Here is a 23,508-nt window from a genome sequence, read left to right on the forward strand (position 1 = left end):
ATAGATCTATTATCCTATGATGAAATAATTGGCTATCTCACAAATGGCGAGATAAAAAGTGATAGTCCACGTAGTCTGGCCTACCTGCTTTTTGTGAGCGGCATGTCCAATTTACTTTTTATTACCGTTACATTGATGTCGAGGTTGATGTCAGAGTAGCTTGCCAATTTGGCCTTTAATAAAGTAAAATTTATTTTAACTGATTATAATTTCATAAAGAGTATTGTCGTGGTAAGTAAAAAATCAAAATATTTTCATATTGGTCTGCAAGTTTACATTTTTGAAAAATTTACATCTAAAAAATCTTTGAGTAAATTATTTAAGGTAGACCATTTCTCTATACTGATTGTAAATTCGGGTTCTTTATCTATCCTAATAGATAAGACAGAAGTTACTGTCTACGAAAGTGAGATCCTTGTGATACCTATAAAGACTTTATTTGAAATTTTGATTATGAGTGATCAATTACAAATTTGCTTACTGTCATTTACTACAGACTTTGTTATTGAAAATAGTATACGAAGACCTCATATTAGGTATTTTGAATTTTTTATTACCAAATTATCGTCTAAAATCTTTCTAAAAAGTAAAGATGTTTTATTACTAATTGATTTATTGACATTACTTAATAGCAAAGTATTACGACCTAGCTCGCATGTTTTTAAAGATGAGATAGTACTTTTTAGTTTTAATCTGTTATTGTATGAATTAGCAGGTATCTATCACAGATCATCCTGGCATATATCACTTCAACATTCGAAAAGGGAAAAATTAGTTCTTCAATTTTTTAAAATTTTAGAAATTAATTGCAGAAAACACCACAGTGTAAAATACTACGCAAATAAGTTAGGTGTTAATACAGACCATTTTAGTAGAATAGTTAAACAAGTTACAGAAAAAACGGCGAAGCAATTTATTGAAGAAGCGATTCTCCTTGAAGCAAAAGTTTTGCTGCAAAACAATCATTTAACCATTTTATATATTGGAGAAGAATTGCACTTTAGTAATTCTTCTGCTTTCAGTACTTTTTTTAAAAGGCATACTTCCCTGTCTCCTTCAGAATACCGTTTACGATTAAATTCTAATTAAATACTTTATAATACATGTTTGACCGGGTTAAGAATGTTCTATAAGCATTGATTTAGAGTACTGTCGATTGCAAGTCGAGAGAAATATTTACTAAGTAAAAGTAAAAAAAATGACTCAAACCTATCTTTTAGAATGGATGGATTTAACGGTTACCTCAACCCTTAATCCTGGTAAAACAGATCTTACTATGATTACTCCAATTCAATCCAAAGCGATTATTAAAAAAGCGACCGAGCAAACATTCTTAATTCAGTCACAGTTTACGGTACAGGTCTTTTCGCTTACCAAGGAGAAACAGATTAAAATTTTAGTTGGAAATTATTATTCATCGCTGTTATTTCTTTTAGATAAAATTACAGAGATAAATAATAGTAATGATCAACATAGAGAACATCTAAAAGAGGTAACCGCTACTTTAATTTCTTGTTTGGATGAATTAATAACTTTTGTAGAATCCAGATTTGCAAACTATTTAAACAAACCTTTACCAATTATTGAAAAGAAGATTTATGAGTCGTCGGTTATAGAATCTTCTTCTAATAAAGTCTTATGTAAGCTTTCGACAGATCAGACAGCTTTAATACTTAGGGCATCTGATGAATTAAAAATTCTTATTTCAAAATCAATGAATCATTTATTTAAAACAATTGTGCCATTTCTATCCACTCCAAATAAAGTGGATCTTTCATACAATGCCATGCGAAGCAAGGCTTACATTTTTGAAGAAAGGGATAAACGAATAGCAATTGAAACATTGGAGCGCATGATTAAACAGATTAAAGAATATTAACTAAATAATTTAAAACTTAAAAACATGAAAAATCTATCTTATATTTTAGCCACTATGATTCTGACCATAACAGGTTGCCAGCCTAAAAAGCTGGATGAGAAATTGGCTACCGTCCTTATTCTGGAAAAAAATCATTACCCTACTATTGTAGACCATGATATTTTCTGTGGTGATCCCGCGCATGCCTACACCATTTTTAAATCCGGACTCGTAGAAAAAGGATTTGTAAAAGTACTTCAAACCAAAAAAATTAGTGATACAACGGCTTTCGTGAGTTTTACCCCTGCAGCAAGACCTTACTTACTGCCAACGCCTGCAGCAGATAAAAAACATAAAATTCAACGTGTAAAAGTAGCCGATGAAGAATTTGGAGCAATTGCAGCAATCAGAATTATGAGTTCCGGTAATAAGGCAATTGTTGAATATAGTACTATTCGAAAAAAAAATGTTTTTGCTGCAGCAATTAAAAACGGATTGAAAGACACATTGTTTCATAAAGTCTATTTTATACGAACAGATGATGGCTGGCAGCTGTTGGATAAAAAGTCAGAGATTGATTTTTTATCTTATTAGAATATGAAAATTATCCTAAAATTACTTAGACAATTCTATTACAATCATTTATGGTTTTTGTGATTACCAAGTTAGTTACAATAAGAACGGCATCTAAATAAATTACCTTAGATTTCCTATTTATTGATCCTACAATACTGTATGCAAACAATTTCACAGATGATTTAGAGAAAATTTCAGTGAGATAAAAGTTATAAATTATTTTTGCTTCAATTTAAAAAAGTTAAAAAATTGTAGTAAAAATATTTCTTATATTCGCTTAAAGAAAAGCTCACTTACTTCACAGACATAACTGAATAAAGTTCTATTAACGCCATTTTATGACTGTTATTACTAGTTAACTATAACTTTAATCCAAAAAAAAACGACAAAAAATAATGAAAAAATTTTACTTTATACAATCTTTAAAGACTGAAGACCCAAATTTAGGAGAGCAAATTTATACACATATTAATCAAAGAAGTGAATCTGCTTTTTTTAACGTAAAAAGTAAAGATGAACTTTTTGAGAAACTAAATCTAATATTAGATGAACTAAAAAGCAACAACATTATTGATGGAATAATTCATTTTCACACACACGGAAATGAAGAAGGAATTGGATTATTTAATGATGAAAATAAACTTGAATTTGCAAAATGGAAAGACTTAAGACCTGTTTTTAGAGATATTTATACATCAACTTCTAAAAAACCAATGATATCAATTTGTGCTTGTAAAGGTTTCAATATTTCAAAATTAGTACCTCACTTCGAACCTTGTCCTTATGATTACATAACAGGCTCGTTTGACCCAATTGGATTTAACGATAGTGTAAATGGCTATAAATTATTCTATGATGGGATAATAGATGTAATAGATTTGACAGAAAACATAAAAAGAGTAAATCAAAACTTTCCAAAAATGAATTTTGCTTGTTTTAATTCTGACCAAATTTTTAAAATTGCAGAAGTTGCATATAGAAATTCTGAAATGGTATCTGAAAAAATATTAATAAGAAGAACTGAATTTGAAAGAATTATCAAAAATGAATTTGGATTTATAAATATGCAACAGAAATTATTTTTAGATTTTGCTTTAAGTGAAAATGGAACAGATTTTTATATGGAAAAATTTAAAGAATCCTTTTACCAATAAAAAAAGCTACAGCTAACAGCTACAAGATATTTGGGTATTTGGCTGAATTTTAAGATGTTTTTATACTTGTAAAATTAATCATTAAGCGAAAATTTACGCTCCCTTAATCTGCTACATCGCCAAAAGGCCAAATATTAGCACTGATATTAAAAAAACAGATACAAGAAGAAAAATGACAAATGAAACTTACCAAAAAATGATTGGCGAATTGATTAGTAAAATCGTAGATGAAAAAAGGGAAAATCCTGAATTAATTAGAGAAGTATTGGCTGATAATAAAGAAATTAGAGATAGTTTAATTAAAACATTACCTGACTTATTTAACGAATTAGATACAAAAATTGGAGATAGATATGTAATGAATTCTCAAAACTCAATCAATGAAGAACTTGAAGAGGCTGAAAAGAAAATAAAAGAACTAAATGGACAAATTCAACTTAGAATTTCAGGTATAAAAGAATTTTATGACAAGTTAATAACTGAACTTGAAAAGTTTGCTTAATAATAATACTGGTGTTAACAGCCGTTTTACAGAGAAATCATATGAACAGAGAGATTTGGAGCAAAAGAAATTTTACAAATAAAAGTCCTGTAGACTATAATTGCCCTAAATGTAATATTGGAATATTAAATATTACTAATTTGAATTCTAAAATTATTCCCGGACAAGATGAAATGGAAATGAATAATTATCCTAATGGAATTGATTATGTTTTTAGTGGAATATTAGTATGTAAAAATAGTAATTGTAAAAATGTATTATCAATCATAGGAAACGTTCTGAAGGATATACATAATGGATATCAGTTGCCAAATGGAGAATATGTTGAAGAATATTTAAGTGTATATTATCCCAAATATTTCTTCCCTCCTTTAAAAATAATAGAAATTTCCCAAAAAGTACCGAAAGAAGTAGCACAACAATTAAATTTGTCATTTTCACATTTTTACAATGACTTATCTTCTTGTGCAAATAGAATTAGAAATTCCATTGAGTTAATATTGGACGATTTAAAAGCGCCTAAAAAATATAAAGATTCCAAAACTAATAAACTGAAAGCTTTCAGAACTTTGCATCATAGAATTGAAAACTATGAAAAAAAAACAAAAAACAAAAAAATAACTAACTTATTATTTGCGATAAAAATAATCGGAAATGAAGGAAGTCATATTGGAAATATAGCTTTAGAGGACGTATTAGACGCTTATGAATTTTTAGAACCAATATTAGATTTTGTATATGACAAAAAAGAAAAAAATATTCATATTAAAGCATCCGAAATTGTTCTAAAAAACAAACCGATGTCAAAGCATTAATAAAAAAACAAGGAACTATAATTATGATTGAAAATCTTATTAGAAAAACAAATACCCCAGAATTTTATCAGGATTCTGATTTAAAACTCGAATCCTACAATTATAAAACATCAGCCAACACTTTAGAGTTGTTTTTCTCAATTAATCAAATTAGTTATGATATTCCAATTGAATATGAAGAATGGAAAATAACTTGCTTAAAAACTGAGCAATTTGAAGGGTTCTTTTGGGACTTATTACTTCCATATGTAAAAATAAAAATATTAGATTCCCATCCTTTGCTTTTAAAGTATCATGAAAGTCAACTTGAATGTTTAGTTAAAGGAAAACCAAAAAATCTAAATTTATTTGTTGGTGATATCAGTAACGGGCTGGAGAAAAAAACTGGTAACTGGATTAAGGTAAACGAAGTATTTTGGAATAATGAAGAAAACTTTAAACTATATCCTAAACGGCATATTAGAATTCCTAAATCTTTAAAAAGCTTATTTGCGGAAGTTTGCAAAGAACACGATTTGGAATTTGATGTAACTAACGAATTGATAGGAGAAGATAAAGGTTATTGTGATAAACCAAAAGCCAAAATTTTAATTTTTGGTAACGAAGATGTAAGCGACAATGATTTCAGTTTGAACCAGCCTTTTATAATAGCGGAGGAATTTATAGCTGAAAGAGTTAAGTAATAGCAACTAATTAGGATACTAAAAACAACCCATAAGATGTATCTAAAGCTTTTTTACTCAAAATAAATTTAGGCTTTACTTATTCATATAAATACTTATCTTCATTTAAAAACATTAACTTATGAATGAAATCCAACAAGAAATAATTACGCATTTTGAAAATAAAAACAAAAATTTCAAAGATAGATTACGTGTAGAATTTAACAAACCTGCAAGTGCTATAGAAAATCACCAAACTACTAATTACAAGAATAACTCCCTTAACATATTGAAAACAGAATTGCATGAAAGTCAAAATCCCATTTTTGACAATGTTAACAATCTTTTACAACAAATTGAAGAGACTCTATTTGCATATTTAACAAACGATGATTCTTTATAATTATCTTTAAGAAGGTAAGATTATTTCTATTGGGTAATTTACTTTTCAATTTATTACTATGTTAAAAATTGATTTTAATTATCTTATAAAAGTAACAACTATTCTGAAATAATTTAATTAGAAGCTGTCTCAATACTAGAGGCAGCTTTTTTTGCAGTTTGTTTTTTTAGGAGCAATTTTGTAAATTTAATCAGTGATTAATAGCTGATTAAAGATGAGATTTAAACATTATGACCAACAGCAAACGATACTTTTACCTTATTCGTTTGACGATTTAATTCCAGAGAAACATCCTGTTCGAATAGTGGATCAGGTTGTGGAATCAATTAACATCCAGCCTCTTTTAAAAGCCTACAGCAAAGAAGGCAATCCAGGTTATCATCCAAAGATGCTTCTCAAAGTGATGTTGTATGCCTATATGACCAATGTATACTCTTCTCGAAAGATAGAACTGGCACTTCGCGAGAATATTAATTTTATGTGGCTAACTTCGATGACTATTGTAGATCACAATACTATTAACCGTTTTAGAAGTGATAAGCTTAAAGAGAATTTTAAAGAGATCTTCAAACAGGTCGTTTTGATGTTAGCATCAGAAGGACTCATCAATCTAAAACAAATCTATACAGACGGAACAAAGATAGAAGCTCAGGCCGGCAGGTACACTTTTGTCTGGGGCAACAGTATCAAAACCAACAAAGCCAAAATGCTGACTCAGCTGGAAGAATTATGGAACTATGCCCAAAGTATTGATAATGAAGACGGCCCCAACCCGGAACCAACTGAGTTCAAGGAAATCAGCAAAGAAGTAATCGAGAAAACTGTAGCTGAAATAGATGCCAAACTCTCTGGCAATGGAAAGGCTAGCTCCAAAGCAAAAGCCAAATTGCGTTATATTAAAAATAATTTTACTGCTAACTTAGAAAAATATGAAAAGCAGCAAGCTATTCTAGGAGAAAGAAACAGTTACAGCAAAACCGATACCCAGGCTACTTTTATGCGTATGAAAGAAGACCATATGTTAAACGGACAGCTCAAGCCAGCTTATAATACTCAGATATCTACACAAAACCAGATCATCGTTCACTATACCATCCATCAAAATCCAACCGATACCAAAACACTCAAGCCCCACTTGGAAAATTTGGAGCAGACCTTCGGCAAAAAAGTGTTTAAAAAGATACAAGAGATCACTACAGACGCAGGTTATGGAAGTGAAGAAAACTACGATTATCTGGAGAAAAAAAAGCTAACGGCTTTTGTGAAATATAATACTTTTGAAAAAGAACAGGATCAAAACTACCAAAAGAAACACAAGACTTTTAGCAAGGAGAATCTATATTACAATCAGGAAGAAGACTATTATATATGTCCAATGGGACAGAAAATGCATAAAACCCATGAGAATGAGAAAAAAACGGCAGCGGGATATACTCAGACCTTATCCCATTATCAAGCCAAAAACTGTGAAGGCTGTCTCTTGCGAGGACAATGTTTTAAAGCCAAAGGCAACAGAAGCATAGAGCGAAACCACAACCTTGAAAGGCATAAACAACAAGCAAGAGAATTACTGCTCAGCGAAATAGGGATACAAAGAAGAAAACAACGCTCTGCCGATGTAGAGCCTGTATTTGCTCAACTCAAACATAATAATGGATTTAGACGATTTTCTTTAAAAGGACTTCAAAAAGTTGAATTAGAGTTCGGATTAATGGCTTTAGGTCACAACTTAAGAAAGAAAATTGCAGCATAAGGGCAATTTTTTTCTGTACTCAGAATTAAGACAATAAATATCAAAATATTATCCAATAAAAAAACCGTCTCAAATTTGTATTGAGACGGCTTCTTTTTATTTTTTTGCATTTTTTTTAAATTTTTTATCCTTGATTTTACTGGGGGTACAACGGGGTACAACTAGGGTACAACAAAAAGTTGTACTTGTAGCAGTTTGTTATCTATTGTTTCTTTGCCTTGTAATGATGAAGATCCAGATTTAGAAATCGGGATTGTGAGAAACTAATGTAGAACGATAAAATGATGAGGTATGTTTACAAACATTTCATGGGGTAATTACATAGTTGTAGTTATTCTGCTATTGGCAAGCTGGTATTTATTTGTTGGATTTCGATTTTATTTTGATGAACTCAAAGAAATTATAACAGGAAAGCGAAAACTTCAATTTCGTGGCTTTGAAAACCCAAATTACCAAGACCCTAAATTTGAATTAAAAGACCAAGAGTTACCTGAAGAAATTTCAGAACAAGCTTCCTTCGGAGAGTTTGATACTACCTTTCAGGACGTTGATGCTTTGGTGGCACGATTAAAAACTTTTATCGCAGATGCCGCAAAGAAAAAATTAGTCCAAAAAGAATTTACCTATTATCTGCAGCTTCTCCTAAGAGAATTTCCTTCAGTGAAAAATTCCCCTTTTAATTCCTCAGTAAGTGAGTTGATAGTTTCAGAATGTGACAAACTCGAATCGATCAATTTAACTCAGAAGGAAGCAGAAGCCCTTTGGGAATAAACTCTAAAACAATTTAACGGAGGAATTGCCCCTGTCCATCCCAGCGCAGTAAGGCAGATGTAACAGGAAAGTGGAACTGAGACAGCGGCTACACCTCCGTTTTTTATCTGAATTTTTAAACTTTAAAAATAATGTGCGATGAAAAAATGGAACTGGAATTTTAAAAAGTTTATTGAGCAAAAAACAAATAGTATCTGTATGTTTCTGGTACAAATCCTTTTTGTGATCAGTTATGAAACCTACGCTCAGGATGGTCTGGCGGGAATCAATGAAGCCAACCAACAAGTACGAAGTTATTTTGATGCCGGAACGGAACTAATGTATGCGGTAGGAGCATTATTGGGACTGATAGGCGCTGTGAAAGTATATCAAAAATGGAACGCAGGTGATCCCGATACCGGAAAAGTAGCGGCAGCCTGGTTTGGAAGCTGTGTTTTTCTGGTGGTAGTAGCTACCGTAATCAAATCCTTCTTTGGGATCTAAAATCGGTCATCATGGAAGAGCTGCTCAAAGAAAAGTTATGGTTTTACATTATCCATAATAATCCAGATTTGATGTTTACACTTCAGGAAGATTACAGTGTATTGGATTATCTAAATGAGAAAATAAGTAGTGTGAAATCCATACTAGACGATATGTTATCTGATGGTACACCTCAATATATCATCGAAGAAATCTGTCTCAATGTACTTACAGAAGATCTGAGACCTTCCCGCTTTTTATATATCCGCTCCCTGCTTTCAGATGAGTTTGAGAAAACCTACGCCGCTTTTCAGGAATCAGGTATCCTTACCTATGAGGTAATCAACCTTATGGAAAGCTGCAAGCCCATTTTTGAAACCATTGGTTTTACAAAAGAAAATGAAGAAGATCCCAATTTGAGAAATGCCCTTATAGGTCAGATTGCTGACTATGTGATTTGAGCTATTTATAGCAGTGTGAAGTATGAAAAGGAGTAATTATGGCTTACAATCTATCCCAAAAACTAAGTGCCAATATTGAGGCGATTACCATTGCAATGCAATGGCAGCAAGGTGATGCTTTATCGGAAGAAGCAGTTGCTGCCCTTAAGGCATATACCGGCTTTGGAGGACTCAAGGCTATTCTATATCCACATGGCTCTGCCGAAGACTGGATAAAATCTGGAGCTACTAAAGAAGATCTGAAACTGCATCCAGAGATGACACGCCTGCATGAATTGTTGCAGGAACATTATTCTGAAAAGGATTACAACGGTGTTGTTTCTTCTCTACGAAACAGTGTGCTTACGGCATTTTATACACCGGATATTGTACCCAAAACTTTGTACACTGCTTTGGAAAAACAAGGTATTAATCCTAAAAGGTTATACGAACCATCAGCAGGATCAGGAATTTTTATTACTGAAGCAGAAAAGGCTTTCCAAAATTTGGAACAAATTACCGCTGTCGAAAAAGACCGATTGAGCGGACTGGTGCTTTCTGCATTAAACAGTACACTTTCAACCAAAAACACCACTCATGTAATAAGGCTGGAAGAAGCTCCAATAAATGATAACGGCAGTTATGATCTTGTGGTCAGCAATATTCCTTTTGGTAATTTTTCTGTTTATGACGAAGCCTATCCAGATAAAGCCATTTCAGGAAAAATCCACAATTACTTTTTTGCAAAAGGACTGGATAAACTCGCTGATGGTGGTCTTATGGCATACATAACGACAGATGGTTTTTTAAACAGTCCTTCCAATCAGAGTGTCCGCGAGTATCTTTTTCAAAATGCAGATTTTGTAAGTATAGCAGTTATGCCTGATAATCTGATGAAAGAAACAGGAAATACAGATGCTCCTAATCATTTGATTATTGTCCAAAAAAATGAGCATAAAAAAACGCTATCTGACCATGAAAATGAGCTGCTAAAAACTGTTGAACTCGAAAATGAATTTGGAAAATACAATATTAATAAATACCTGCATAATAAACCCGAGCTCATCATTGGAAATGAAATACAAGCCGGTAAAAACCAATACGGACAGGCGCACCAAAGTGTAAGACAAAATGGGGATATTAATTCTATTGGAAACCTTCTTGGAGAAAATATCACCAAAGGACTAAAAGAAAACTTTAACCAGGAAAGCTTTGAGAAGGCTCAAAAAACGGAGATAGTTCAGCCCGCTGAAGTAATTGGACCAAAATTCACTTATTTACCCATGCCTGAGAGTGAAGCAAGCGGTATTTCTGTCCAACTTGGCTTATTTGATACTGTACCTGCGGAGAACATTAACCGTGCGATGGATTACATCAATCCTCTTGATGAAACGGTAGTAGATAAAAAAACAGCACGAATACTGAGCACCATACGCAACACTGATAATCCATCACATGAAAACGTTGTGCTAATTGCTGCCAAACAAAACAAGTCCAATCGGTATTTGTATAAATTATATTCTAATATAAAAGAAATAGATGGCTTTTCAGCCAATTGGATGAATGGCGGATTACTGCCACATGAATTACTGGCTTTATCCAATACCCTTCAATATTACAAACACAAGTATATTTATGAAGGAGACCAAACCCTTGAATCGGCCTTTAACCTTGAAAGACAGCTTTATGAAGAAGATCTTTCATTCAAACCGTTTTACAAAGAAGGAACACTGGTTCGACTTGGAGATGCCGTTGGAGTCATCAGTGATATAAATCATGAACACAAACAAGCTTTTTTCCAACCATTAGCAACACAAGGCAATCTGAAATTTTACGATTCCTATATTTCTATTCGGGATAATTATCTGAAACTGTTTGAGAAAGAGCAATCAGACAAAACAGCAAGTAATGAAACTCGGAGAAATCTGGATGAGCAGTATATCAAATTTGTTTCACACTATGGTATTCTGAACGGTGCTGAGAACCGCAGGTTAATCATGCAGGATTCTGCTTTTGGTTTCACCATTCTTTCTTCATTGGAACGCAAAGAAGGAGAACGTTATGCGAAGTCCGATATTTTAAGCGAATCTATAGTAAAACAGCAGGAACGCTATCACACAGACGATCCGATTGAAGCCTTAGCTCGCAGTCTGAATGAAATCGGAAGTGTGGATCTGGGATTTATAACCGCTGCAACCGGGCTTGAAGAAAACGAGGCGATAGAGCGTCTGAACTATCATATCTACTTGAATCCTACAGGTCAGGATTGGCAAACTTCAGACCTCTATTTAAGCGGAAATGTCGTGGAAAAGCTACAGCAGGCTAAACAGGCTGTTGACTTATATCCTGAAAACACACAATATTATAAAGGATTGCAGGCACTGGAAAAAGTACAACCAGAGCGTATCCCTTTTGAATTGCTCGATTTTAACCTTGGAGAACGATGGATTCCCAACCGATACTATGAAAGTTTTGCCGGAAAATTATTTGACCAGCCAACAGAAATTAATTACTTCCCATCACTGGATACCTTTAAAGTAAGTACAGGACACAATACCAAAATAGACAGAGAATTTTCGGTAACTCCCAAAAGCGGAAGAACCACTTATGGTTACACGATATTGGAGCATGCGCTTGAAAATACAGCTCCCTTTTTTACCTATGAGGTAGATGGACCATCAGGCAAACCGATACGATTGCCGGATAATGAAGCTATACAACTTGCACATCAAAAAATTGAGAACATTCGTAATGGCTTTATTGAGTGGCTGCAGGAATTGCCAATAAGTGATAAAAACGAACTAGAGAGCCTATATAACAATACGTTCAATTGTTATGTATTACGCGAGTATGACGGAAGTCATCTGAGCTTTTCCGGTCTGGATAAAAAAGCCCTGGAGATTGAAGACCTATACAGCTCTCAGAAAAATGCGGCATGGCGTATTATTCAAAACCGTGGCGCTTTAATTGATCATGAGGTTGGGCTTGGAAAGACACTAACCATGATTGTGGCTGCCAGTGAAATGAAACGATTAGGGATTATTCATAAACCTGCAATACTGGCATTGAATGCTAATGTGAATCAAATTGCTGCAACCTATCGAAAGGCTTATCCCAATGCCCGGATTTTAGCACCTGGTGAAAATGACTTTACTCCGGCCAAAAGAATGAGACTTTTCCATGAGATTAAAAATAACAATTGGGACTGTATCATTTTAACCCACGATCAGTTTGGTAAAATTCCGCAGTCACCGGAAATACAAAAAGAGATCTTACAAAATGAACTAGATAATATAGAACGGGATCTTGATACGGCCAGAGATCTGGGAGGCGATATCTCCAAAAAAATATTAAAAGGTCTTGAAATACGAAAAAATAATCTGGACGGTAAATTAAAAACACTGCTCAAAGATATAGAAGATAAAAAGGACAGCGGTATCAACTTTAAAGAAATGGGGATTGATCATTTGTTTGTAGATGAATCTCACAAATTCAAAAACCTGACTTTCACTACCCGTCATGACCGTGTTGCCGGAATTGGAAATATGCAGGGAAGCCAAAAGGCGCTTAATATGTTATTTGCGGTACGTACACTGCAGGAAAAATTCGATTCGGATTTGTGTGTAACGTTTCTTTCGGGTACTCCAATTTCCAATAGTCTTACCGAAATGTACCTGCTTTTCAAATACCTGCGACCTAAAGAAATGGAGCGTCAGCGTATTGAAAACTTTGACGGATGGGCAGCTGTCTTTGCCAGAAAAACAACTGATTTTGAATTTTCGGTCACCAATGAAATTATTGCCAAGGAGCGTTTTCGCCATTTTATAAAAGTTCCGGAACTAGCATTGTTTTATAATGAGATTACCGATTACAAAACAGCAAAACATATTGATCTGGATAAACCTGAAATTAAGGAACAACTTGTCAATATCAGCCCAACACCTGAACAAAGCGAGTTTATTACCCAGCTCATGCAGTTTGCAAAAACAGGTAATGCAACACTTATAGATAGAGAACCTCTTACTTCACAGGAAGATAAAGGCAGGATGCTGATCGCTACTAATTACGCTAAAAAGATGGCTGCCGATATGAGGCTGATAAATGAAGAATATGGTGATCACCCGAATAATAAAGTCAATACATGCGCCAGAAATGTGGCTGAAATTTATCATGCTTCCATGGTGCATAAAGGCACACAGATTGTTTTTTCGGATATAGGCACGCCGAAGCCGGATGCCTTTAATATGTACGATGCCCTTAAAGAAAAACTGGTAAGGGATTTTAATATCCCAGCTCATGAGATTACCTATATACACGATTGGACCGATAAAAAGAAACCAGAATTGTTTTCTAAAATGAATACAGGCGAAATACGTATTCTTTTAGGTAGTACAGAAAAAGCAGGAACGGGTCTTAATGTACAAAAGCGTGTGGTAGCTATGCATCATATGGATATTCCCTGGAGACCATCAGATCTGGGACAACGCAACGGCCGAGGCAGCAGACAAGGGAACGAAGTTGCCAAACAGCATTATGGCAATACAGTAAAGAATTTCGTCTATGCGACCGAGAAGTCATTAGACAATTACAAATTCAACCTTTTGAAGAACAAACAGACTTTTATCAGTCAGATGAAAAACTGTGAACTTAATGTCAGGACTATTGATGAGGGAGCCATGGATGAGCAGAGCGGAATGAACTTTTCGGAATACATCGCAGTATTATCAGGAGATACTTCTTTACTGGAAAAATCAAAATTGGAGAAAAAAGTAACGGTAATGGAAAGCCTTAAAAAAGCCCATTACAAGGAAATTTCCAGAACTAAATATCAGGTTGAATACCTAATGGAAGAAAAGGGAATCACAACTAAAACACTGGAGAAACTAACTGCAGATCACAGCTATTATAAAGAGCGTTTGAAATATGAACCCGATGGTTCCAAAGCGAATCCTATACAGTTGTATGACTGCAAGACAGCAGATCCGGAAAGTATCGGCAAAGAAATTATCCTGCTTTACAAAAACTGGAAGCCGCCTGAAGGTGAAAATCAGGCCAAGCAGATTGGACAATTATATGATTTTGGACTCTATATAAAAAGAGAACGTGAAGCCTTTCAAAATGATGGTTTGTACCAATACCGCTATTCTAACAGCTTTTACGCGCAACGTTTGGAGGATGGCATTAAATATACTTCCAATGGAGGAACTCCAAATGTGGACAATCCAAAATTGGCAGCCCGCCATTTTCTTAATGCAATTGATAAGGTGGAAAATCTCAAGGAAAAGTATCAAAAGTCCCTGAATGATATTGAAAACCAGCTGCCGGATTTACAGCAATTAACCACAAGAGTATTTAGCCAGGAGCATGAGCTGCAAAAAATGAAAAGTGATCTCTCTAGTTTGGAAAGGGAAATAGCCCTAAAAATTCAGGAGAACCAATTAAAGGAAGCCAATCCACAAGATACTAGTCTGAGTAATGAAACCAAATTAACGGATACAGTGCCGGTAATTCAACTGCCAATAAAGAACGTTGAAGAATCAAAGGGTTGCACAACTGCCGAAAGTAACACTGATAAATGGCAGGAGCGCTCTTTTTCGGAAATGAGACGCAGCAACAGAATGAAATTTTAAAATAAATACTATGTCAAACAGTGTCTATCAAATCAACAAGGGAATAAACCAAAGTATCCAGTTTAAGGGATTAAAAGCACAATACATCTGGTATTTGGGCGGTGGTGTTATTGTGCTCATGATACTGTTTGCCATTATGTACATAGCCGGACTGCCTTCACTTATCTGCATAGCAATAATTGGTATTTCGGGGACATTATGGGTTTTGAAAATATATAAGATGAGCCAGCAATACGGCGAACATGGAATGATGAAAGCACTCGCAAAACGTCAGGTTCTCAAAGCAGTGAAATCCCAGAGCAGGAAGGTATTTATTATGCGAAAATAAAATTTGCTCAAAATGAAATGAGTGGTAAATAAAAATGAAGATGGAAAAGATGATAGATGATATTTTACCGATTATGGATGTAGAGCACGATTGCATCCTATCCAAACAAGGAGATGTAACAGTGGTATTCAAAGCAGAACTGCCCGAAATATTTACTTTGTCGGATCAGGAATACGAAGCGTTCCATCAGGCATGGCTCAAAGCCATAAAGTTACTTCCAAAATTTAGCGTGTTTCACAAGCAGGATTGGTTTATAGACAGTAAGTTTGAGCCGGATTTTACAAGTGAAGACTCTAGTTTTCTGACCCGCAGCAGTGAGCGATTTTTTAATGAACGACCATTTCTGGATCATTCGTGTTATATTTTCCTGACCAAAAAACCCGCAGGCAGAAAAACGTCCAGTTCCTTATTTTCTAATTTAATTAGGAACTCAATTGTTCCGGAAGAAACACTGAAGGCACAAGTACGCCAAGAATTTGTTGATAGTACTGGACAATTCAGACGCATATTGGAAGACAGTGGTTTTGTAAAGCTCACCCGTCTTGGTAATGAGGATCTTCGAAGCCACAGCAGAAAAATTGGGATTATAGAGCGTTATTGTTTTCTTTCTGAAAAGGAAAACTCATTTATTTTTAAGGACATTGCTTTTGATGACGGTTTGCAGGTCGGCGACAAGCATTGCCAGATTTATACTTTGGGAGATGCAGCTGATCTGCCCGCCTTATGTGGTTCCCGAATTAATTATGACCGCTATTCCACCGATAAAACCAAATTCAGTATTGGATTTGCTTCAACTTTGGGTCAATTGTTATCCTGTAACCACATTTATAACCAGTACATTTTCATAGAGGATTTTCAAAAAACTTTGCAAAAACTTGAAAGTAAAAGACTACGATTACAGTCCTTATCAGCCTATAGCAGGGAGAATTTGATTGCCCGTGATGCCACTAATGATTTCCTTAACGAGGCTATTAGCCAGCAGAGACTGCCAGTCAAAGCACATTTTAATGTATTGATTTGGACGGACAATAAAGAAGAACTCAAAGATTTAAAGAACAAGGTGTCTTCCGCCTTAGCTCAGATGGATGCAGCTGCTAAACAAGAGACAGTGGGCGCTGCACAGATTTTCTGGGCAGGAATTCCCGGTAATTCTGCAGATTTCCCAATGAATGACACTTTTGATACGTTTACGGAACAAGCAACCTGTTTTTTGAATCTGGAAACAGGTTACCGCTCTTCCATGAGTCCAATTGGAATTCGATTGGGAGATCGCTTGACTGGAAAACCTGTTCATGTGGATATTAGTGATGAGCCAGTTAATATGGGTATTTGTACCAATCGGAACAAATTTATACTGGGCCCATCTGGAAGCGGAAAGTCCTTTTTTACCAACCATATGGTCAGAAGTTACTATGAGCAGGGAACGCATATTGTACTTGTTGACGTAGGACATAGCTACAAGGGACTGTGTGATATGGTTAATGGGTATTACTTTACTTATGATGAAAAAAATCCAATCCGATTCAATCCATTTTATATCAGCGAAGGTGATATACTCGATACCGAGAAAAAAGAAAGTATTAAAACATTACTCCTGGCACTCTGGAAAAAAGACAATGAAACCTTCAATCGAAGTGAGTATGTAGCACTGTCCAATGCGCTTCAATTGTATTATGAAAAGTTAGATAGCAATTCTGAGTTATTTCCCTGTTTTGACACTTTTTATGAATTTCTGAAGAATGATTTTGTAACCATTTTGGAGGGCGACAAGGTAAAGGAAAAGGATTTTGATGTGAATAATTTCCTTTATGTGCTTCGTCCTTACTACAAAGGAGGTGAATTTGATTACCTCTTAAATGCTACTGAGAATCTGGATCTATTAAAAGAACGCTTTATTGTTTTTGAACTCGATAACATCAAAGACCATCCGATACTCTTTCCCGTGGTAACTATCATCATCATGGAAGTCTTCATCAGTAAGATGCGTAAACTCAAAGGAGTCCGTAAAATGATCCTGATTGAAGAAGCTTGGAAAGCCATTGCCAAGGAAGGTATGTCGGAATACATAAAGTATTTGTTTAAGACCGTGCGTAAATTCTTTGGTGAAGCCATAGTAGTGACTCAGGAAGTCGAAGATATTATATCCTCGCCAGTGGTCAAGCAGGCTATCATTAATAACAGTGACTGCAAGATATTGCTGGACCAGAGCAAGTACCAAAATAAGTTTGAGCAAATCCAGGAGCTGCTTGGACTTACCGACAAAGAAAAAGCACTCGTACTCTCGGTAAACAAAGCCAATGATCCTAATAAGAAATACAAAGAAGTATTCATCTCACTTGGAGGCATGCAGTCGAAAGTATACCGCACAGAGGTATCCCTTGAGGAATATTACGCCTACACAACCGAAGAAACTGAAAAAGTAAAAGTACAGGCGTATGCTAAGAAATTTGATGGTGATATCAGAAAAGGGATTGCAGCACTTGCCAATGACTTAAGAGCATAAAAAAATTATGAAAACTAAACTACACTACTTATGAAAACAAAGAAGAAAATCATGATTTGCCTGTTGTGCTTTTTACTGATCAGCACTCCGGCAAGACCGACAACAGTTGCAGCAATACCGATTTTAGAAATCGTAAAAGCGGTTGCCAAAAAGGTAATTAAGGCTATTGACCTAAGGATTCAAAAACTGCAAAACAAAACGATCTGGCTTCAGAATGCACAGAAAAAAATCGAAAATATCTTATCCAAACTAAAATTGGATGAGATATCCGAATGGACACAAAAACAAAAAGAGCTCTATAGGAATTATTACGAGGAACTGGCAAAAGTCAAATCTATCATTACCTATTACCAGCGTATCAAGGACATCAGTAAAAAGCAGGTTCGTTTGGTTGATGAATATGAAAGAGTTTGGAGCTTGTTTCAAAAGGATGCTCATTTTAATGCAAGTGAACTCAATTATATGCAAAGTGTGTACTCGGGAATATTAGATGAAAGCCTGAAAAATATCGATCAGATTTTCCTGGTCTTGGATTCTTTTACTACTCAGATGAGTGATGCCAAAAGACTAGAAATTATAAACAGTGCTGCAGATCAGATTGATGCCAATTATGATGACTTGACACTATTCAATAGACAAAACATACTGCTGAGTCTTCAAAGAGCCAAAACAGAGCATGATGTCAAATCCATCAAACAATTTTACGGAATTCCGTAAACAATCTAAAAAATCATGAAAAAGATATTTTTACTAGTGCTTATTACTGCGCTCACTACAGGGCATCTTCAGGCCCAAGCCAAACAGCAAAGGATGCTTTTACAGCAAATTGCAGCCCTGCAAGTGTATATCGGATATGCTCAAAAAGGCTATTCCATAGTCAAAAAAGGGCTCAACACCATAGGAGATTTCAAACGCGGAGAATTTAATCTTCATAAAGATTACCTGAGTTCCTTAAAGGCGGTCAATCCCAAAATAAAAAAGTATGCAAGGGTAACGGAAATTATAGCCCTCCAGATTAAAATCATGAAAAGCTATAAAGGCTTTTATCAGCAAATTCGGCAGGATGATTTGTTTCATGGAGATGAAATCGATTATATCAAAAGGGTATTTGAACGATTAATCAAAAATTGTGATACCAATTTGGATGAGCTTTTAACAATCATCATGGACGGACAACTCGAAATGAAAGATGATGAGAGAGTGAAACGCATTGATATGATCTACCAGAGTATGCTTGATAATTATACTTTTTGTGAGAGTTTCAGTAATCAAACTAAAGTCCTGGCTGTATCAAAAGCAAACGAATTAAAAGACGCTAAAAACAGCCGTATCCTAAACGGCATAAATACTGATTTGCCATGAAAAAATTACTGATTATAGGAACTGTATTTATTCTTTTTTTATTTCCGTCTAAAGTAACAGCCCAAAAACAGGAAATCCAACAGTTGATTTTGAACATAGAGAAATTGGCCCAGTTCAAACAGATTCTAAAGGATATGAAAAAAGGATATGAAATACTTAGCGGCGGTTATAATACAGTGAAGGATTTGTCAGAGGGAAATTTCAGCCTTCATGAAACATTTTTGGATGCACTGATGCAGGTTAGTCCAACAGTTAAGAATTACAAGCGTATAGGAGATATTGTTAATTATCAGGTGCTGCTGGTAAAAGAATATAAGTCTGCTTTTAACCGCTTTAGGGATAGTAAAAATTTTAATCCTGAAGAAATCGCCTATCTCGAAAGAGTGTATGATAATCTTTTTAAGCAAAGTCTTAGAAATCTTGATGAATTGACTTCGGTGATTACCGCTAATAAAATGCGAATGTCAGATGATGAAAGGCTGACCTCTATTGACAAAATATATACAGATATGCAGGACAAACTTTTGTTCCTGAGAAACTTCAACAACAATACGGCTGTACTGGGTTTGCAACGTGCCAAAGAGCGTAATGATACTCAGGCAATGCGCAATATTTATAAGTTAAATAACTAAATATCCACTCTCATGATAAAGATAAATAAGCAAATAATACTTGTTCTTCTTGCAATGATATTGCCATTTACGATACAGGCACAAGGAATTGCAGACGACATGAATGGTCTGCATAGTGTATTGGAACAATTGTATGATGAAATGATGCCTTTGTGCAGTAATCTCATTGGCGTCGGTCAAGGTCTTGCCGGTTTTGCAGCGATGTGGTATATCGCCTCAAGAGTCTGGAGGCATATTGCGAGTGCTGAACCCATAGATTTCTATCCGCTCTTTCGTCCTTTTGTTATCGGGTTTTGCATTATGATTTTCCCCTCTGTCCTGTATATGATTAATGGTGTCATGAAACCTACTGTTACCGCAACTGCTGCAATGGTAGAGGGATCGAATAAAGCGATTGAAAGACTGCTTAAAGAAAAAGAAGAGGCGCTCAAAGAAACAGATCCCTGGAAAATGTATGTGGGTTCGACAGGAAGCGGCGATCAGGACAAATGGTACCGCTATACCCATGATGATGCAGATCCAAGTGGTCAGGGAATGCTGGACGGTATTGGGAATGACATCAAATTTGCGATGAGCAAAGCCTCTTATAATTTTCGCAATTCAGTAAAAGAATTGATGAGCGAGGTACTGCGTGTATTATTTGAATCTGCTTCCCTATGCATCGATACGCTGAGAACTTTTCAATTGGTGGTACTTTCTATTTTAGGTCCAATCGTTTTTGGCATTTCGGTCTTCGATGGTTTCCAACACACCCTTACCGTCTGGCTGGCACGTTACATAAATATCTATCTGTGGCTCCCTGTGGCTAATATATTTGGAAGTATTATCGGAAAAATTCAGGAGAATATGCTCAAAATTGATATCGCACAAGCGGGTGAATACGGTAATACTTTCTTTAGCAGGACTGATATTGCCTATCTGGTCTTTATGATTATTGGAATTATAGGTTATTTCACTGTCCCTTCTGTTGCCAATTACATTGTTCATGCCGGAGGCGGTGGAGCACTCGGACAAAAAGTAACCAGTATGTTTAGTAATTCTACAACTTCCCTTGTCAATACTACATCTCAAGGAACTACAATGGCCGCAGATGCAATGGGGAATGCTGCCGGTCGTATGTATCAAAGCATGTCTGATTCCGGTAATTCTGCTCCTTACTTCAAGGACAAGGATAATTATATGGCCGATAAATTAAAAGGTAAATCTTAACCCTAAATTCAAAGTTTATGTTTAGCAAAATGAAAAATATTGATACTGCTTTTCGGCATGTTCGCGGATTTACCATTCTGGTCATTACAGGCTGCATTTTAATTAGCTGCTTTTCACTTTATAAGAGTTTCTCGCTGGTGTCTCAAATGCAAAATAAGGTTTATATACTGGCTAATGGAAAAGCACTTGAAGCCTACGCTTCAGACCGAAAAGATAATATTCCAGTCGAAGCTAGAGATCATGTAAAAACGTTCCATAAGCTGTTTTTTACACTTGACCCGGATGACAAAGTCATTAAAAGCAATGTAACAAAGGCTCTTTATCTGGCCGATGACAGTGCCAAACGGGTCTATGACGATTTAAAGGAAAACGGCTATTACTCCGGAATTATATCAGGGAATGTCAGCCAGACGATACAGATTGACAGTGTGACTATTGACCTTAACAACTATCCGTATGGATTCCGGTGTTATGCTACTCAAAATATCATCCGCACCACCAGCATTGCCCATCGAAACCTGATAACTGAAGGCAACCTTCGTAATGTATCTCGAAGCGACAACAATCCGCATGGCTTTTTAATCGAGCGATGGAATACTATTGAGAATCGCGATATAAGTACTGAAAACAGAAAATAATAAAGCTGTACATCATGAAACTCTTTTTTAAACGAATTAGCAAAAAAAGCGATGTTCTTGCAACTGCTAAAAATAATCTATGCCAAAAGTTTGACCAGGCTAATCTGCGATTGCAGTATAAATGCGCCAATTGGCTTGAACGTAAAACAGCTCATTTTACACGTCTTAACTGGATTGTGATTCTGTTGTGTTTTACAGTATTTACAACTGGCTGCAGTATATGCCTGATTGTTAATAGTTTTTCAGGTAATAAAAATAGAAATATAACATTAACTCCGATTACCAAATCAACCAATCTGTTACCCACAAAAGAAAAGCCTCTTGAACTCAATACAATTATCAGCGAAACTGAATTTGAAAAAATCACAAGTTTTCGGAGGTATATGGATAGTCTGGGGCGCAGTCCGACAGGAAAAAGAACGCATGACAGTATTGTGTTACACCGTCCTGGACTTCTGGACAGTCTAACAATAATAGAAAATTATTATTACTCACATCTTAAAAATTAATATCATGGAACAAAACACAAAATCATTAAAGGCCTTAAAACATCGTAAGATGCTCTTGGTACTGCCAATATTGGCTTTACCATTTCTAACTGCCATATTTTGGGCATTGGGAGGTGGAAAAATGGATGCTGCCAACTCAGCAGCACCACATCAAAAAGGTTTTAATCTAAAACTTCCCAATGCGAACCTGAAAGAAGGAATTCCGCTCGATAAAATGAATTATTACGATATGGCTGCTCTTGATTCAGCAAAGCTTGATGAACTTATTAAAAAAGATCCTAATTATTTGAGCCAATCCTTTCAGATCGATTCCACCGAAGACAGCAGTGCTGTTACCTATAGAAAAGAGCCAAATGGCTTAAATAAGTCCGTTTATCGTGATCCAAACGAAGAAAAAGTACATCAAAAATTGGAAGCACTGCAAAAAGCAATCAATACACCTGTGTCAATTCCGGAGCAAAATAAAGATTATGTAAAAATTGCAAAATCGAATGAAACCTCGCTGCATTCCAATGATGTGGACAGGTTCGAACAAATGATGCAGTCTATGAATCAAGAGCAGGAAAGTCAGGATCCGGAACTGCAGCAACTCGGCGGAATGCTGGAGAGTATTTTGGATATCCAGCATCCGGGCAGGGTACAGGAAAAATTGAAAAAAGCGTCTGAGGCTCAGCGCGGACAAGTCTTCGCTATCTCAACGGGAGAAAAAGAAAATCCTGTTTCTTCTTTACAAAACAAAACATTGAACAGTTCTGAGTACAAACAGAATGGTTTTTACTCTTTAGACGAACTCGAAAATGATGATTTAATGCAGAATGCTGTAGAAGCCATTATTCATGAAACACAAACAGTTGTAAATGGCTCCACAGTTAAGTTCCGACTCATGAATGACATCTTTATAAACGGTATTAAAATTCCAAAAGACAATTTTTTGTTTGGAACCGCTTCATTAAAAGGAGAACGATTAACTATCAATATTAGCAGTATCAGATACAACAACTCCCTATTCCCAGTGGACTTGTCTGTTTACGATATGGATGGACTTATTGGAATATACATCCCGGGAGCCATTAATCGTGATGTCGCCAAAGCTTCCGCTGATCGCTCCATGCAAACTTTGGGAGTTGCATCGCTGGACGATTCCTGGGGAGCTCAGGCAGCGGGAGCAGGAATTGAAGCTGCAAAAAGTCTTTTAAGCAAAAAAGTAAAACTGGTTAAAGTAGTGGTAAAAGCAGGGTATAAAGTACTACTGCGTGATGAAAAACAGAAACAAAAAGATTCCAATTAAAAACTAAAAATGA

General features: G+C 35.4%; 22 protein-coding genes. All 22 read left to right on the top strand.

What is annotated here, in order from left to right:
- The first annotated feature begins 228 nt into the window (after positions 1-228).
- The 22 genes from LNP23_RS10845 (at position 229) to traM (ending at position 23,495) form a co-directional block, all read left to right on the top strand.
- A complete protein-coding gene (locus LNP23_RS10845; RefSeq protein WP_230004893.1) occupies positions 229-1,089 on the top strand; it encodes a helix-turn-helix domain-containing protein in 861 nt (286 codons plus the stop codon).
- 109 nt (positions 1,090-1,198) lie between these two features.
- Positions 1,199-1,879 (top strand): hypothetical protein, encoded by a 681-nt coding sequence (locus LNP23_RS10850; RefSeq protein WP_230004894.1) that lies wholly within the window; start codon positions 1,199-1,201, stop codon positions 1,877-1,879.
- A 24-nt stretch (positions 1,880-1,903) separates the two neighbouring features.
- Positions 1,904-2,452 (top strand): hypothetical protein, encoded by a 549-nt coding sequence (locus LNP23_RS10855; RefSeq protein ID WP_230004895.1) that lies wholly within the window; start codon positions 1,904-1,906, stop codon positions 2,450-2,452.
- 377 nt (positions 2,453-2,829) lie between these two features.
- Positions 2,830-3,588, top strand: coding sequence for a hypothetical protein (locus LNP23_RS10860; protein WP_230004896.1), 759 nt, complete (start codon positions 2,830-2,832; stop codon positions 3,586-3,588).
- A 172-nt stretch (positions 3,589-3,760) separates the two neighbouring features.
- Positions 3,761-4,090, top strand: a complete 330-nt coding sequence (locus tag LNP23_RS10865; protein WP_230004897.1) for a hypothetical protein — start codon at positions 3,761-3,763, stop codon at positions 4,088-4,090.
- Between the two features lie 41 nt (positions 4,091-4,131).
- Positions 4,132-4,905 carry a DUF4145 domain-containing protein gene (locus LNP23_RS10870; RefSeq protein WP_230004898.1) on the top strand — a complete coding sequence of 258 codons (774 nt, stop codon included), beginning with the start codon at positions 4,132-4,134 and terminating at the stop codon, positions 4,903-4,905.
- Between the two features lie 23 nt (positions 4,906-4,928).
- The gene (locus LNP23_RS10875; protein WP_230004899.1) at positions 4,929-5,588 is read left to right on the top strand and encodes a hypothetical protein; all 660 of its coding nucleotides are present in this window, start codon (positions 4,929-4,931) and stop codon (positions 5,586-5,588) included.
- Between the two features lie 121 nt (positions 5,589-5,709).
- The gene (locus LNP23_RS10880) at positions 5,710-5,970 is read left to right on the top strand and encodes a hypothetical protein (RefSeq protein WP_230004900.1); all 261 of its coding nucleotides are present in this window, start codon (positions 5,710-5,712) and stop codon (positions 5,968-5,970) included.
- Between the two features lie 214 nt (positions 5,971-6,184).
- Complete coding sequence (locus LNP23_RS10885; protein WP_230004249.1) at positions 6,185-7,723, top strand: IS1182 family transposase; 1,539 nt, start codon at positions 6,185-6,187, stop codon at positions 7,721-7,723.
- Between the two features lie 291 nt (positions 7,724-8,014).
- A complete protein-coding gene (locus LNP23_RS10890) occupies positions 8,015-8,494 on the top strand; it encodes a hypothetical protein (protein WP_230004901.1) in 480 nt (159 codons plus the stop codon).
- 138 nt (positions 8,495-8,632) lie between these two features.
- The gene (locus LNP23_RS10895; protein ID WP_428979173.1) at positions 8,633-8,977 is read left to right on the top strand and encodes a DUF4134 domain-containing protein; all 345 of its coding nucleotides are present in this window, start codon (positions 8,633-8,635) and stop codon (positions 8,975-8,977) included.
- Positions 8,978-8,988: 11 nt separating this feature from the next.
- Positions 8,989-9,417 (top strand): DUF1896 family protein, encoded by a 429-nt coding sequence (locus tag LNP23_RS10900; protein WP_230004902.1) that lies wholly within the window; start codon positions 8,989-8,991, stop codon positions 9,415-9,417.
- Between the two features lie 38 nt (positions 9,418-9,455).
- On the top strand, positions 9,456-15,026 hold the full coding sequence (locus LNP23_RS10905) for an Eco57I restriction-modification methylase domain-containing protein (protein ID WP_230004903.1): 5,571 nt from the start codon (positions 9,456-9,458) through the stop codon (positions 15,024-15,026).
- Positions 15,027-15,036: 10 nt separating this feature from the next.
- On the top strand, positions 15,037-15,354 hold the full coding sequence (locus tag LNP23_RS10910; RefSeq protein WP_230004904.1) for a DUF4133 domain-containing protein: 318 nt from the start codon (positions 15,037-15,039) through the stop codon (positions 15,352-15,354).
- A gap of 40 nt (positions 15,355-15,394) precedes the next feature.
- Positions 15,395-17,857: a TraG family conjugative transposon ATPase gene (locus tag LNP23_RS10915; protein ID WP_230004905.1), complete on the top strand. Its 2,463-nt coding sequence runs from the start codon at positions 15,395-15,397 to the stop codon at positions 17,855-17,857.
- Between the two features lie 30 nt (positions 17,858-17,887).
- On the top strand, positions 17,888-18,574 hold the full coding sequence (locus LNP23_RS10920) for a conjugal transfer protein TraI (RefSeq protein WP_230004906.1): 687 nt from the start codon (positions 17,888-17,890) through the stop codon (positions 18,572-18,574).
- 15 nt (positions 18,575-18,589) lie between these two features.
- Positions 18,590-19,219 (top strand): hypothetical protein, encoded by a 630-nt coding sequence (locus LNP23_RS10925; protein WP_230004907.1) that lies wholly within the window; start codon positions 18,590-18,592, stop codon positions 19,217-19,219.
- On the top strand, positions 19,216-19,851 hold the full coding sequence (locus LNP23_RS10930; RefSeq protein WP_230004908.1) for a TerB family tellurite resistance protein: 636 nt from the start codon (positions 19,216-19,218) through the stop codon (positions 19,849-19,851). The genes LNP23_RS10925 and LNP23_RS10930 overlap by 4 nt, the downstream gene beginning before the upstream one ends.
- Positions 19,852-19,863: 12 nt before the next feature.
- On the top strand, positions 19,864-21,060 hold the full coding sequence (gene traJ, locus LNP23_RS10935; protein WP_230004909.1) for a conjugative transposon protein TraJ: 1,197 nt from the start codon (positions 19,864-19,866) through the stop codon (positions 21,058-21,060).
- Between the two features lie 29 nt (positions 21,061-21,089).
- The gene (gene traK, locus LNP23_RS10940; protein WP_230004910.1) at positions 21,090-21,698 is read left to right on the top strand and encodes a conjugative transposon protein TraK; all 609 of its coding nucleotides are present in this window, start codon (positions 21,090-21,092) and stop codon (positions 21,696-21,698) included.
- A 14-nt stretch (positions 21,699-21,712) separates the two neighbouring features.
- A complete protein-coding gene (locus tag LNP23_RS10945) occupies positions 21,713-22,207 on the top strand; it encodes a hypothetical protein (protein WP_230004911.1) in 495 nt (164 codons plus the stop codon).
- A gap of 4 nt (positions 22,208-22,211) precedes the next feature.
- Complete coding sequence (traM, locus tag LNP23_RS10950; RefSeq protein WP_230004912.1) at positions 22,212-23,495, top strand: conjugative transposon protein TraM; 1,284 nt, start codon at positions 22,212-22,214, stop codon at positions 23,493-23,495.
- The last annotated feature ends 13 nt before the right edge of the window (positions 23,496-23,508 follow it).

It is taken from the genome of Flavobacterium cupriresistens, assembly GCF_020911925.1.
GTDB lineage: Bacteria > Bacteroidota > Bacteroidia > Flavobacteriales > Flavobacteriaceae > Flavobacterium > Flavobacterium cupriresistens.

Coding starts and splice junctions, on each gene's coding strand:
- LNP23_RS10850 (WP_230004894.1), top strand. CDS start 1,199: ATGACTCAAACCTATCTTTTAGAATGGATGGATTTAACGGTTACCTCA.
- LNP23_RS10855 (WP_230004895.1), top strand. CDS start 1,904: ATGAAAAATCTATCTTATATTTTAGCCACTATGATTCTGACCATAACA.
- LNP23_RS10860 (WP_230004896.1), top strand. CDS start 2,830: ATGAAAAAATTTTACTTTATACAATCTTTAAAGACTGAAGACCCAAAT.
- LNP23_RS10865 (WP_230004897.1), top strand. CDS start 3,761: ATGACAAATGAAACTTACCAAAAAATGATTGGCGAATTGATTAGTAAA.
- LNP23_RS10870 (WP_230004898.1), top strand. CDS start 4,132: ATGAACAGAGAGATTTGGAGCAAAAGAAATTTTACAAATAAAAGTCCT.
- LNP23_RS10875 (WP_230004899.1), top strand. CDS start 4,929: ATGATTGAAAATCTTATTAGAAAAACAAATACCCCAGAATTTTATCAG.
- LNP23_RS10880 (WP_230004900.1), top strand. CDS start 5,710: ATGAATGAAATCCAACAAGAAATAATTACGCATTTTGAAAATAAAAAC.
- LNP23_RS10885 (WP_230004249.1), top strand. CDS start 6,185: ATGAGATTTAAACATTATGACCAACAGCAAACGATACTTTTACCTTAT.
- LNP23_RS10890 (WP_230004901.1), top strand. CDS start 8,015: ATGTTTACAAACATTTCATGGGGTAATTACATAGTTGTAGTTATTCTG.
- LNP23_RS10895 (WP_428979173.1), top strand. CDS start 8,633: ATGAAAAAATGGAACTGGAATTTTAAAAAGTTTATTGAGCAAAAAACA.
- LNP23_RS10900 (WP_230004902.1), top strand. CDS start 8,989: ATGGAAGAGCTGCTCAAAGAAAAGTTATGGTTTTACATTATCCATAAT.
- LNP23_RS10905 (WP_230004903.1), top strand. CDS start 9,456: ATGGCTTACAATCTATCCCAAAAACTAAGTGCCAATATTGAGGCGATT.
- LNP23_RS10910 (WP_230004904.1), top strand. CDS start 15,037: ATGTCAAACAGTGTCTATCAAATCAACAAGGGAATAAACCAAAGTATC.
- LNP23_RS10915 (WP_230004905.1), top strand. CDS start 15,395: ATGGAAAAGATGATAGATGATATTTTACCGATTATGGATGTAGAGCAC.
- LNP23_RS10920 (WP_230004906.1), top strand. CDS start 17,888: ATGAAAACAAAGAAGAAAATCATGATTTGCCTGTTGTGCTTTTTACTG.
- LNP23_RS10925 (WP_230004907.1), top strand. CDS start 18,590: ATGAAAAAGATATTTTTACTAGTGCTTATTACTGCGCTCACTACAGGG.
- LNP23_RS10930 (WP_230004908.1), top strand. CDS start 19,216: ATGAAAAAATTACTGATTATAGGAACTGTATTTATTCTTTTTTTATTT.
- traJ (WP_230004909.1), top strand. CDS start 19,864: ATGATAAAGATAAATAAGCAAATAATACTTGTTCTTCTTGCAATGATA.
- traK (WP_230004910.1), top strand. CDS start 21,090: ATGAAAAATATTGATACTGCTTTTCGGCATGTTCGCGGATTTACCATT.
- LNP23_RS10945 (WP_230004911.1), top strand. CDS start 21,713: ATGAAACTCTTTTTTAAACGAATTAGCAAAAAAAGCGATGTTCTTGCA.
- traM (WP_230004912.1), top strand. CDS start 22,212: ATGGAACAAAACACAAAATCATTAAAGGCCTTAAAACATCGTAAGATG.